The following is a 13,727-nucleotide window of genomic DNA, read 5'->3' as shown; positions in this document are numbered from 1 at the left end:
AATGTATCTTTCGGTACATTACTCCTAAATTCTTAGCTAGTAAAATGGTAAGTATGAGGAGGCGGTACTTTGAAAGATAAAGTATTTTCAAGAACAGAAGTAATATTTTTAATAGCTATTGGACTAGTAATGGGATTTAGAGAGCTTTCTATGACCATGGTCAATCCCTTCATAACAATATACGGAAAGCAGCTACAATACAATACACCATTTTTATGTGGATTAGGTCTTGGAATATATGGGCTAACAAATGCACTATTTCAAATACCTTATGGGTTAATAAGTGATATGCTTGGAAGGAAGAAAGTGATACTTGTAGGTCTTCTTCAATTATCTTTAGGCTTGTTTATTGCTTTTCTTTCTAAAAATATATATGTATTTATATTTTCAAGAGCACTTCAAGGAAGCGGAGCTGTTATGGCCATTGCTTATTCTTGGATAGGGGACAATATTGAAGATAAAAAGAAAGATAAAGCCATGGGCATTTCAGGTACCATAGTAGGTATAGGAGCAGTTGCAGCTTTCGTGCTTGGGCCAATGCTATATAAAGTGATTTCGGTTTCTAAAATGTTTCTAGATTGCAGCATAATTATAGCTCTAACTATTGTATTTATTTTCTTCTTTATACCAGAAAATATAAAAGCTAATAAAGAAGAAATACTACAATCTGAAAATAGTATTAATTTATTCAAAGCCAGCTTAGTTAAGGTTTTAAAAGATATCACTATACTGAGGCTAAGTATCTGCGGTTTTATTATAAACTATATAATGGCTGCTACCTTTCTCATCGTTCCTGATATATTACAAAAGTTGATTGGCGTCAGTAACATGTGGAAGGTATTCTTGCCTGCAGTCCTAATAGGAATAATCTCAATGCAAGGAGCTATAGCCTTATGCGACAGAGGCATGTTTATAAAGGTTAGTATGGCAAGCTTTCTTGTATTGTTAATTGGGACTAAGTGTATATCCTACTATAGCTTAACAGCTGTAACCCTAGGTGTTATTCTTATCCTTAGTGGATTTATTACCTTAACTTCTCTTATACCTTCAACCATAAACAAATTGACAGATAAAGAATATAGAGGCACTGCAAACGGCTTATATCAAACCTTCACCTTTCTTGGTTTTTGCGTAGGGCCTACCTTGACAGGTTTTCTTCAAGGCAAAAACTTAAATTTATATATATTTTATGTAACCATTGCTTTAGCAATTGTTGGAGCAACTATAAGTTATACTTTAAAAAACGATGGGGATAAATAACTTAAATACAATTTTATCTGCTTCTTTATTTGCCATAACTAGTCCACCATGAAGCTTAATTATTTCCTTGACTATTGATAGTCCTAGCCCGCTGCCTTCTCCTCCCCTTGCCTTGTCCTTTTTATAAAGTCTATCGAAAAGCTTAATAACTTCTTCCTCTTTTATATCTTCTTTAGGAATACTAATTACTGAAATTACACCATAACTGCTGTTATCTATATTTTCTTTCCCTATTACCACTTCTACTTTCGTTTCTTTTTTAGAATATTTTAAAGCATTGGACAACAGGTTACTTACCGCTCTAAATATCAGTTCTCCATCACCAAATACAATTATATCTTTATTATCCAAATACAATAAAAGTTCTAACTGACTTTGTTTAAAAACTGGTTGCTCCTCAACAACGATTTGTCTAATCAGTTCTTGAAGGTACAATTTTTCCTTATTCATATCAATATCATTTGATGCTAACTTAGAATACTGAAAGAAGTCATCTATCATATACTTTAAGTGATTACTTTTACGCTCCATAATATCTACGAACTTCCCTACTTCTTCAGTATCACGATATTTTTTCTCTTTTATAATCTTTATATATCCTGTTATAGTTGTTAGAGGAGTTCTTAAGTCATGAGATATATTCGTAAGAAACTCTTTACGCTTGTCATCTTCCTTTTGCAGCTCTTCTGCCATAAAATTAATATCTTTAGCCAGTTGTGTTAATTCATTTTTATATTTTACTGGTGCTATACTACTTAAATTTCCTTCTGCCATTACTCTTATAGATTTATTTATCTTCAAAAGATAAGTAAATCTTCCGCCTGTAAGTAGCGAAAAAGAAATAAGATAAATAGCTATCACACTGAATATTACAGTGTAAAAATTCCCATCATTCTGACCATAGCCTAAGTAGTCAAATAATAGAAAATAATCACTACTTATATGGTAACAAGCCCTTACTCTAACAGTAGTATCCGTAACATCTTTATTTTTTTCTTTATTATCAACATGCTTTACTTGGACCATTCCATCTTTTATATACTCAGGGTCTATCTCTTTAACTGAACCACTGCTTGATTCTATAACTCTTCCATTTTTATCTACTAAATATAAAGTGTAATCTCTCCGCCATTCTCTATTTATTATACTCTTAATTTTTTCTTCATTAATATTGGCTGGCTTTTTTAACTCACTGAGTAGATCTTTAATATAATCTTTATAAACATAGTTATACACCTCATTATCACTCTTTAAATCAGGCTTTACCGCTGCGTTTATCATTATTCCTAGAAACAATGATATTCCCATTGATATTATGGCAAATATAGCTAGTTCAAGCTTTAATCTACTAATCTTTCTCAACTTTATAACCCACTCCCCAGACAGTCTTAATGTATTTACTGCTCTTTACTTGATCTCCAAGCTTTTCTCTTAGATTTCTAATATGAGTTAACACGCTATTGTCATTTCCCAAAAACGTATCTTTCCATATAAGTTCATAGATGTTTTTTGTAGAATAAATCCTGCCCTTATTAGCTGTCAAAAGCTTAAGTATTTCGAACTCTTTAGGAGTGAGCTTTATTTCTTCCTCTGATCTTTTAACAGTGTATTCTTCTAGGTTTATCTCTAAATCCTTAATACTTAAAAGCTTTTTATTCTGAACAGGACTACTATTATTACTTGTTCTTTTAATAATAGCCTTTATCCTAAAGGAAAGCTCTGTAAAATCAAAAGGCTTGGTCACATAATCATCACAACCTTTGATAAAACCTTTTACCTTGTCAAGCTGTTCTCCTTTAGCTGTTAAGAAAATCACTGGTGTGTCAGTAAATTCTCTCATCTTTGTAAGCATTGAATAACCATCAATTTTAGGCATCATTATGTCCAACAGAACAATTGAATAACTTTGCTCTCTAAGCAGCTTCAATCCTTCTTCCCCATCTTTAGCAGATATTATTTCATATTCATCCTTGAAATAAGTCTTTACCATATCTAATATATCATTATCATCATCTACAATTAGAAGTTTTTCCATCATAATTACCATACCTCTTATAATAGGTTAATTTTCCCTTAATAATTCACTTTTTACCTTACCACCAGTTTTAACCATTGGCAATAAAAATGTCGCTAAACATAATAATATATCTAATAAAAACACTAAAATAATCTGATTAGAATAATGTACTGACTTTACTCCCATCATTTGTAGAAAAACTTTAGAAACTACCGCATAAAAGCCACCTGCTAATATGGATGAGATTATAATTATTACAGTTTGTTTCACTACATAAGACTTAAATATAAATTTCTTTCCTAGTCCCAGTGCTATTATTATATTCTCATCTTTTCTTTCTTCTAAGAAGGTTACATAAGCTATGTTTATATTGAAAATAAGCGCTGAAAGTATTATCATTGCTGACAATATTTTAAATAGTATTATAAACTGATCTATTCTTTGTGCCATAGCATCACTAAGGCTATTTACAGAGACTACTGGTGAGTCTTTAATTTCCTTCATCCACTTGTTATTCTTTGAACTTATAAGATAGCTTATATTATTACTTTCCTCACTATATGGAACTAATACCATTATTGTATTTAAGAAATCACTATCATATATCCCTCTTACCTCAAGATCTTTCTCCTTGTCTTCTGAGTATATCTTCAGCGTATCTCCTACCTTTAGTTTGTTAAGCTTACTAAGCTTTGAACTTATTAGACATTTATTTTTATCAGAAAAATCTAGATCATTCCCCTCTAGCAACTTGAATTTCAATCTATAATCCTCTTCTTTTATTCCGCTTAAATCTATGTCTTTTGTTTCTGTAAGGTTATTATTTGTACTCCATATCTCATTGTAGATTTTAGTAACTTCCTCTACCCCTTTTTCCCTCGTAAGTTTACTATCTACCTCTTCATTATCAGCTTTTAAAAGCATATAATTGTAAGGAAGAGCTTCTTTAAATTGGCTATTTAAGGTCATTTCAATAGTCTTGTTAAAGGAAGTAGCTATTAAGATAAACAATATGGTTATTGATAAGCTTAAAGCTAGTAGATTAAAGGCTAAGAAGTTTTTCTTTATATTCTTAAAGGAATATATAAAACTAATATTTTTAAATGGCATTCTAGAAAATATATTTACTAGTACTGAAGTTATAATAAAAAATAAAAGTATGATTAGCAATAATATTAGACCTGTACCAAAGCTTATAATAGTTTTTAGATAAACTGAATATATAAGCATCACAACTGGTATTAGTAGTAATAATAATATAAAAATTCTTCTTTTTATCTTTCCAGTATCACTATAGCTTTCTCTAATTATATCTAGTCCTTTTATTCCTTTTAAAAGCATCAGTGGAATATTGTAAAATAAAAGAAAAAATATAAAGTTTAAAAGCATTCCTCTTATTGCAATACCAACTTCCTTATCTAAGCCTAGTAATCTATCAATATAATTAAGTTTTAATAAGCTTGAACTTACCATAAGAGATAAAAATAATGCTAAAACTATTGGTATACCAATAATTATAAGCATCTCTAAGCTGAAAGTTTTCCTAATATGCCTATTTTTTATTGATAGTAACTTCATTATTGCAATATCTTTTTTTCTTCTAGTGATTAGAACTATACAAGTACTTATTATGGTAACTGAAGATAATATATAGCCCATGGTTGTTAGCATTCCTAATATACCTATTTTCATATTAGTTGAATTACTAACCTCATCTGCTTTATCTTTTAAGGAAGAATACGTATAAGTATCCTCTACTTTTTCCAAGCTATGTTTTAAATTTTCCCCGTCATCATTTCCATCTATATAAGCGAAAGTAGGATTTTTAGGTTTTTGAGCTACCTTCCCATATCCTAAGATTGCAGCATCATTACTAACTCCTTTAGGATTGCCCTCTATACTTTTCACTATATATTCCTTAGAGCCAAATTCTTTGTCAATTACCGTTAGTTTATATCCTGCTTTAACTGAAAGGGCTTTTCCCAAGGAAGCTGATAAAATTATCTCATCATCTCTTAGTTCTTCATCTCCCAGAATCACTTTAGAGTATATCTTTGTTGACTTAGAAGTTTTTAAGTAGGCGGTGCTATCCTGTTTCAATGTCACCTTATAGCCTTCTGCCCTCAATTCATCCAGATTAGCTAAAAATTTCTTTGAGAAGGAACCTGCTGATATGGAAAGTATACCTCCATTTATATCCTTTATATTCTGCTCATTATAGGCTTTCATGTTTTCAGATATTATTGGTATTGTTATTTACAAAACCGTAGTTATGAAAATAGATAGCATTGTAAAAAATATTATCCACTTTTCTTTATTCATCCTTTTTAGGTTATATAATTTAAAAATGTTAAACCACCTCATTAAGAACACCATCCTTTAAAAAGCAACGTCTCTCACCTAAGGCTCCTATTCTTTCGTCATGAGTTACTATAACAAGTGAACACCCAGTTTCTTTTCTAAGTTCTAGTAAAAGCTTCATAACCTTTTCACCATTTGAACTGTCTAATGCACCTGTAGGCTCATCACATAAGATTATACTTGGATTATTTACCAATGCCCTAACAACTGCTACTCTCTGTGCTTCCCCTCCAGATAAAGCTGTTGTTTTTGCATATTTCTTTTCACTAAGTCCAACTCTGCTTAATAGCTGCTCAGCTGCTTTCTTTTTTGTCTTAAGCTTGCTTTTGCCATCCTTCATGGCAATCATGAGGTTTTCTAATGGGTTTAATGAGGCTATTAAGTTAGCATTTTGAAATATCAAGCCTATACTTGTTCCTCTTAAATCCTCTATATGTGACTGCTTTAAGCAATCAATTCTCCTGCCATCAAGATATATTTCTCCACTAGATGGCGTTTCTAAAAGTGCCATCAGGTACAAAAGCGTTGACTTTCCTCCACCTGAAGCCCCCATTATTGTTATAAAATCACCATCTTCAACGGTTAGATCGACATTTTTTAAAACCTCTTGAACTGTTTCCCCAGTCTTAAAGCTCTTGCAAAGATTTTTTACTTGTAGCATACAAACTCCTCCTAATAACTTTTCTTCAATACCTTCTATTAATCATGCCTATCCAAAGGTTTTGCTTATTAACAAAAAGATCGAAGATTATACTCTTCCTATAGTTGATAGACCCTGTACTCACCTTTCACTTATGACCATTGTCATGGTAGATTTGTATCTAAACTTACTTCATCACATAAAATAAAGTAATTCCAAAGGTTTACCATCCATATAAACTTAGTATAATGAAAGAAAATTTGTATTTTATTTAGTAAAAATAAAGAAAAGATAAAGATTGTTTATAAGCTCATATAAGTTTTATATATTTTACTACAAGGTTCAACCCTAGCATATGGTAAAAACATATTGATTTCTTGTGTAATTAACATACTAAAAGTCCATGAGAGAGAATAAAAGACAGGAAAAACAGCCTAATACATTTACTTTAAAGGTGCAAAACAAAGACTTGTAGTCATTTATATAAGATAATTTGCAACAAAAAAACTATGCTAAAGCTAAACTTAAGCATAGTCTTTTACATTTAATTCGTTATTGATGAACGATATATGAAGATTGTTAATTAGATAAATATTTATTTAGCTGTTAGATTTCAGCAATTGTAAGACTTCTTAAATACCTGCCTTGTCCATCGATATTGCTTGGAGTTGCGACAAAACCTTCTTTTACTAAGTATTCATTGGTAGAACCAAAAATTTGATGCCATACTTCGTTTGCTGTTTCTTTTATATCCACCTTATGCTTTACAGGTGTTAATGTTGATGCATTAATTTCAAAATTATCAAAGATTTCTTTTACTATAGGAAATATATTTACAAGTATACTATCTGACAACTCTTTGATAATTGTAGATAATTCAAAGTCATAAAATACTGGAATATTCACCAAAATAATGTTCTCATCATCTTTTATACTGATATATTCTAATTCTTTCAAAAACTGTACTATATTCTTTTCTTTATCTGATAGTTGACTATATGTAATATCATTTTCGATGATATTACATATTAAAGTACCACATTCATATGCAATTTTCTTGTTAATTCTATCTAAAGCCTTGTTATATAAGATATTTACTGCATCAAATGGACTTGCACTACCAATGCTTTTTTGCGTTAGCCTAAAAAATCTGAACATATCTTTTCTTAAACCATTTGAATCTCCAAAACTGTTAAAAGTAAATCCACAACTTCTATAGTTATTACTACTACATAATATCTTATTGTTGTGTTTTTCAACTAATTTACTATCCTCGTATCCAACAATAATGTAATCCCTATTTCCAGGTTGTAACTTTGATGCACAAAAAGTATTTCTTTCTGTAAAAAATTCAAAAGCAGTACCATCAAAAATTTCATTGCAGATGATATGATAGAGAATTCTCTCGTAACTATGGTATTTAAAGCATCTTAAATGTGAAACTTTTTCATAAATCATATCCTTCATATCAATTATTTTTTTACCAATAGTCTCTCCTACGTTATGGACATAATGTTCCATTTCTACAACGTCTTCTTCCAAGAAAACAGGAAATTTAACCATGTATGTATTATCCTTAACTTCTACAGCATTAATTAATTCAAGATTATTGATAATATTTACAACAACTTCCTCTTTAATATTTAAAAATCTTGCTATTTCAAAACTAGAAATAGTAAATGGAGCATTTTGGGCAATTAGATAAAGTATTTCAGATGTATATTCTCTGCTGCAAACAAATTCCGGATTATATTTATCGTATTCGCCAATATCCCCAAAGAAATAAAAATTCAATTTTCTTTTCATCGCTCTATTTTCCCCCTAAAATAGTTATTACATAATCCCATACTATTGTCTATCAATAGTGCAACCTAATTTTTCAACCGCTACCAATATAATAAAATTAATTAATCATGAGGAATACCCGTTCTAAGGACATACTTTAAATGTAGTTCACTACTGACTACAAGTAAGGTTTTGGATTCATTGTCCAATAAAAAAGCTTATACATACTATAACGCATGCTATTGCCAAAGTTTGTCCCATTTATCCAGCATATTTTTATCAAGTCCATGTCTTTCACTTTTTTCACAGGCATCATTATAATATATATGTTGCAAGATGAAAATTTCGATATGATATTTAGGTAAGAACATCCATTAATATAAGATAACTAAAATATCCAAACTAGAATATAAAATAAAAATTATAGCGAGGTTTTAAATATGGATATTTTGATTCTTAATAAGATTGCTGGGCATGAAGATGATATAAACGAGTTAAAATCAGCTTTAAAAAAGACTAAAAACACAAGGTTATATAAAAGATATTCTGTTTTACTTAAGCATTTTGATGGATTTACAAATAGAAAAATAGCTGAAATGGAGAATCTAGAAGAACATACTGTTTCTACATATATAAAAATTATAAATCAAAAGGAATAGATGGATTAAATATTGGCCACGGCGGCGGAGCGCAAAGAAAAATCAATTCACTTCAAGAGAAGCTCATTGTAGAAACTATAACTACAAAAACTCCAGAAGATGTAGGCTTCGAATCTAAAATGAATTGGACTATTGAATTAGTGAGGCAATGGGTTATTAAAGAATTTAATATAAATATGTCACATAGAGGAATAGCATATGTACTTCATAGATTAAATTTAAGTTATACTAGACCTACTTACGTCTTAGCGAAAGCTGATAAAGAAAAGCAAGAAATTTTTAAAAGTGACTTTAAAGCTTTAAAAAAATGCCTCAATGGCTTAGTTGATACCATCTTATTTGAAGATGAATCAATGATTAGAGATTATCAAGCAATTCAAAGAGCTGGTTTATAAGAGGACAACAAAGGAAAATTCCTACGTTCGGTAAAAATGCAGGTGTTAAACTTATGGGAATATTGGATTACGAGACTGGTAACGTATATTGCGAGGAACATGAAAGATATGACGCTAAGATATTTAATGACTTTTTAGAAAACGTACTTAAGCAGTATCCAAAAGGAAAAATTGTTGTGGTATTAGACAATGCTAAGATTCATCATGCAAAGCTGATTCAGCCATTTCTTAATAGAGTTAAAGATAGGCTTGAATTGATGTTTTTACCACCGTATAGTCCAGAAATGAATCTTATAGAGGGGTTATGGGGATGGCTAAAGGCATCTGTTATTAACAATGTCTTTTATAAATCTCTGCCACAAGTTAGAACTGCAATTCAAAAGTTTATAAGTAACATAAATAAGGTTCCTACTCAAACAATAGACAGGCTATGTGTTAGATTGTAGAAACCAATTTGCAATATATATATGAATTTAATCAGTATTTAATTAGTAATTAACTTCGACCTAGTATCATGATGTCATAAGAGAGGTGATATAAATGAAACTTTTTAATATCTGCATTGATATCGATGGTACCATAACTGAACCTTATTACTGGCTAGACAGGTGTAATAAATACTTTAGAACTAATATTACAGAAAATCAAATTACAGAATATTATATACACAAGGTACTAGGAATAGCTCGAAAGGACTATGAAGACTTCTATGAAAATCATAAATTTGAGATTCATTCTAACCAGCCGCTTCGGGATGAGGTTCAAAAAGTTATTAAGCTCCTTAGCCTAGAAAATAATATCTATTTTGTTACCGCTAGGGACAGTAGTCTTAGGATGCTTACCTATAGCTATTTAAAACATAACGAAATACCTTATGACGATTTATTTATTCTTGGAAGTCACTATAAAGTTGATACGGCAATACAGCTAAATTGTAATATATTTATTGAAGACAACTACGATAATGCTATACAACTCTCCAATGCTGGTTTTAAAGTATTATTGATAGACGCAAACTATAATAGAAAGCCTTTAACTGAAAATATTACAAGAGTCTACAACTGGCAACAAATATATTCAACTATAAAAAAGATGCTATTACAAAGCAAAGCAGTGTAAAAGCATCTTTTTTATATTCCTTATTAAAGTTTATTTACTTGTGCTTAGCACTATTGTAGAAAAAACTTGGCAAAATAATATTATTATCTTTTTCTGCCTGTTCTATATATTCATGTAATTTAGGAATCTCATTTAATCCTATACTTCCATAATACAGCTTTGAATATAAGGTAGGCTCCTTAGCTAAAGCTTCCTTTATATCCATATATCCTTGAAAATATACATAATCTCGAACAAAACCTCCTGGTTTACTGGTATCAGATATTCCTATTTTTATTCTTGACACAACATATATAGCATTGTCTATACCTACAAAAGGCTCTATTTCTTGTACCATTTCATAAAAAGACATACTCTCCATATTGACTGCACTTATAAATCTTGCAGCATAAATTTTAAGCATTTCAATGTTGATTTTTCCTGCTATGTCTTCATTATACAAAGCCAACCCTTCTTCAGTTTTAAGGGCGTTTGATGTGCCATTTTTAAAGATTTCATATTCTCTTTTAGCTCCATTTTCTGAACGAAGTACATGTGTTGATACTTCATGAACACAAAGCCTTTCCATATCATTAAGAGAAAAACTTTGATTACCATTTATATAAATTGTCTTGTTACCAGTGCTTACAATTACTTTTCCAGGTATCTCATATGATATTATAAGCTTCCAGTCTAAACTATAACTATCTAAACATTTTTTTAAGTTACAACGTAAATCCTCAGCACAAAAGCTTTTTTCTTCCTTCGCTGCTTCAAGGCTTATGGCCTTTCTTGCATTATCCAAGTACAAAGTATTAGGAACCCCGTCCATTTTTTTCGAATGAATTGTAACCAAATCATCACTACCTATATTATCCATAAGATTAAGAAAGTTATATTGTATTTCTTTTTCTTGCGAATATATATGTCCTATAACTGTATTAGTAAAGGACAACCCTTCAAGCTCCATAAAAAGTTTTTTAAAATTTATAGTACTTCTGTCTCTGTAACTATAAATAGGGTTATAAGACTTCTTTGATAGATAGGCTTCCTTGAACAATTTATTTTCTTCTTGAAAGTTTATCGGTGTTATGTACTTACTAAAGCATACTTGCTGATTTATTTTATTAAATACTTCCTCTGCCTTTTCAATGCATTGCTTTTCATTATATATCATAGTGCACCCCTAAACTAAATAAGTATATTATCCCACAATCATTACTTAACTATAAGTATAGACCTATTTAAGTATATTACAAATTTTTTACTAACACTAATATCATAGTAAGCTTTTATGTTGCTTCCTTTATATATAGGTATCCTTTACGAAAACTTAATTTATACATGTTCGATAATACCGGGTTCTTGGGATTATCGGGCATGCATAAATTAATAGTTGAAGTTGGTTCCCTATAGCTGTACACTTTGTAATAAATTTAATAATAATATTTCTTCTAGATATAATAGAAATATTATTGATTGGCGTATACAGATTGTATATTTAAGTTAATGTAAGTATTTCTAATTATGATTAAACCTTAAACTTTAATCAATATGATGAAAGATGCTATTACAAATAAAATTTGTGTAATAGCATCTCTTTTATAACCTGTTAATTTAAATAATACCCTTTAGCATACCTTACTTCTAATATTGTTAAGAATTTATAGTTCTCCAGCTAGTTCCTTCCTTTGAGTCAATTAGTTCTACATTGATACCTATAAGAATATTTCTTATTTCATCAGCTTTAGTCCAGTCTTTTTGTTTCCTAGCTTCATTTCTTTCCACTATTAACTGATTAACATAACTTTCATCAATTAAACTGGATTCCTTACTATCTTCATTCTTAGTGAGATTTAAAGAAAATACTTTATCAAAGTCTTCAATTAAATATATTTTTTCTTCATGATTTAATTCTTCACTTTTTATTACCTCATGCAATACTGTAAAGGCATTTGGTGTATTCAAATCATCACATATTTGTGCAGCGAATCTCTGTTGGTATTTTTTCACCTTATTTTCATTTATAATTTCATCCTTAGATCCAGCTTCAATTATGTGTCTAATCTTGTTTCTCAACTTATTAAGAGCTTGTTTCGAATCTTTAAGACTGTCCAAGCTAAATAACAGTTGCTTTCTATATCTTGATTGCAGACAGAAATATCTATAATCTAATGGGCTAAACCCCTTCTCTTCCAGTCTAGATATGGTTATAAAATCGCCACTTGATTTTGACATCTTACCACTATCATTCACTAAAAACTCACAATGTATCCAGTAATTTACCCACTTCTTGCCTGTAGCACTTTCTGACTGAGCTATCTCATTGGTATGATGTACAGGGATATGATCTATTCCTCCACAATGAATATCTATTCTTTCTCCCAAATACTTCATTGACATAGCGGAACACTCTATATGCCAGCCAGGGAATCCTTTTCCCCAAGGAGATTCCCACTGCATTATTTGATTAGAAAACTTGGAATTTGTAAACCATAAAACAAAATCTAGTGGATTCTTTTTAAATGGATCTATCTCAACTCTACTGCCTGCTTCTAGCTCTTCCATACTAAGATTAGCAAGCTTAGCATAATCAGGATACTTATCTATTGAAAAATATACATTTCCATTAGCTATATAAGTAAAGCCTTTTGCTTCTAGCTTCTGAATAAATTTGATCATATCTTCAATATGCTCTGTAGCTCTGCACACCACAGAAGGTAAAGCTATATTAAGCAAACTGCAGTCCTTTAGAAAGGCCTCTTCATAGAATCTTGCAATCTCCCATACTGTCTTCTTTTCTCTAAAGGCACCTAAGGCCATTTTATCCTCCCCAGTATCAGAATCTGATTCTAAGTGTCCCACATCAGTTATATTCATTACATGTTTAACTTCAAATCCCACATACTGTAATGACTTTTTGAGAACATCTTCAAAAACATAAGCCCTCAAATTTCCTATATGAGCATAATTGTATACTGTAGGTCCACAGGTGTACATCTTTATCTTTCCTTTTTCTAGTGGTACTAGCTCTTCTCTTTGCCGAGTAAAACTATTATAAACATAAAACTTCATCAAATCTTCCTCCTTTTTGTGATTCTATCTTCATTTACTGTGGTTGACGTATAAATTTAGGACTTAAATTTTATCATTAGCTTATTTTTTCAATTATGTTAAACAATCCTTTTGAATATAATATCTAAAAAAATAAAAACTGCAGACAATAAGCCTACAGTTTATAATATTCAAAACTTTATATAGGTTATATCAAAACGCAGACCTGTTGCCATACTATTTTATTAATATAAACTTATTAAATAAACAGCAACAACACATCATTGATTCCCCCTACAATTTAATATACTTATATTATATCCTTAATTATGGAAAAATGATATGACTATTTTAAAGATATATAGATATCATACTTCAAAATGAAATCTATCAAAATAAGTCTTCTTAGATTCATCAAGAGCTTTACTTTGAGTCTAAGGATTGAAGTAGTATCAGTT

9 protein-coding genes and 1 pseudogene are annotated in these 13,727 nt (G+C 30.2%); 3 read left to right on the top strand and 7 right to left on the bottom strand.

Annotated elements, in window-relative coordinates:
- Positions 1 to 69: 69 nt before the first annotated feature.
- Positions 70 to 1,260 carry an MFS transporter gene (locus tag C1I91_RS13080; RefSeq protein WP_128213286.1) on the top strand — a complete coding sequence of 397 codons (1,191 nt, stop codon included), beginning with the start codon at positions 70 to 72 and terminating at the stop codon, positions 1,258 to 1,260.
- On the opposite strand, the gene C1I91_RS13075 is transcribed toward C1I91_RS13080, so the two are convergent.
- From C1I91_RS13075 to C1I91_RS13055, 5 genes are all read right to left on the bottom strand, one after another.
- Positions 1,237 to 2,622, bottom strand: coding sequence for a sensor histidine kinase (locus tag C1I91_RS13075; RefSeq protein WP_128213285.1), 1,386 nt, complete (start codon positions 2,620 to 2,622; stop codon positions 1,237 to 1,239). The two genes, C1I91_RS13080 and C1I91_RS13075, sit on opposite strands and share 24 nt — an antisense overlap.
- Complete coding sequence (locus C1I91_RS13070) at positions 2,609 to 3,298, bottom strand: response regulator transcription factor (RefSeq protein WP_128213284.1); 690 nt, start codon at positions 3,296 to 3,298, stop codon at positions 2,609 to 2,611. Before C1I91_RS13070 ends, C1I91_RS13075 begins: the two co-directional genes overlap by 14 nt.
- Before the next feature lie 24 nt (positions 3,299 to 3,322).
- Positions 3,323 to 5,506, bottom strand: a complete 2,184-nt coding sequence (locus tag C1I91_RS13065; protein ID WP_128213283.1) for an ABC transporter permease — start codon at positions 5,504 to 5,506, stop codon at positions 3,323 to 3,325.
- A gap of 121 nt (positions 5,507 to 5,627) precedes the next feature.
- Entirely contained in the window at positions 5,628 to 6,299 is a 672-nt protein-coding gene (locus C1I91_RS13060) for an ABC transporter ATP-binding protein (protein ID WP_128213282.1), read from the bottom strand.
- Between the two features lie 585 nt (positions 6,300 to 6,884).
- Positions 6,885 to 8,084, bottom strand: coding sequence for a hypothetical protein (locus tag C1I91_RS13055; protein WP_128213281.1), 1,200 nt, complete (start codon positions 8,082 to 8,084; stop codon positions 6,885 to 6,887).
- 419 nt (positions 8,085 to 8,503) lie between these two features.
- Here C1I91_RS13055 and C1I91_RS13050 point away from each other — a divergent pair.
- Positions 8,504 to 9,563 (top strand): annotated as a pseudogene (locus tag C1I91_RS13050) (IS630 family transposase).
- Positions 9,564 to 9,657: 94 nt separating this feature from the next.
- A complete protein-coding gene (locus C1I91_RS13045; RefSeq protein ID WP_128213280.1) occupies positions 9,658 to 10,236 on the top strand; it encodes a 5' nucleotidase, NT5C type in 579 nt (192 codons plus the stop codon).
- 34 nt (positions 10,237 to 10,270) lie between these two features.
- On the opposite strand, the gene C1I91_RS13040 is transcribed toward C1I91_RS13045, so the two are convergent.
- Positions 10,271 to 11,392, bottom strand: coding sequence for a tyrosine/phenylalanine carboxypeptidase domain-containing protein (locus tag C1I91_RS13040; RefSeq protein ID WP_128213279.1), 1,122 nt, complete (start codon positions 11,390 to 11,392; stop codon positions 10,271 to 10,273).
- A gap of 479 nt (positions 11,393 to 11,871) precedes the next feature.
- A complete protein-coding gene (gene cysS / locus C1I91_RS13035) occupies positions 11,872 to 13,290 on the bottom strand; it encodes a cysteine--tRNA ligase (RefSeq protein WP_128213278.1) in 1,419 nt (472 codons plus the stop codon).
- Positions 13,291 to 13,727 lie beyond the last annotated feature (437 nt).

It is taken from the genome of Clostridium manihotivorum (assembly GCF_004015185.1).
GTDB lineage: Bacteria > Bacillota > Clostridia > Clostridiales > Clostridiaceae > Clostridium_AR > Clostridium_AR manihotivorum.
Note: the sequence above shows the minus strand (reverse complement) of the source record. Positions and strands in the feature narration are given on the sequence as shown.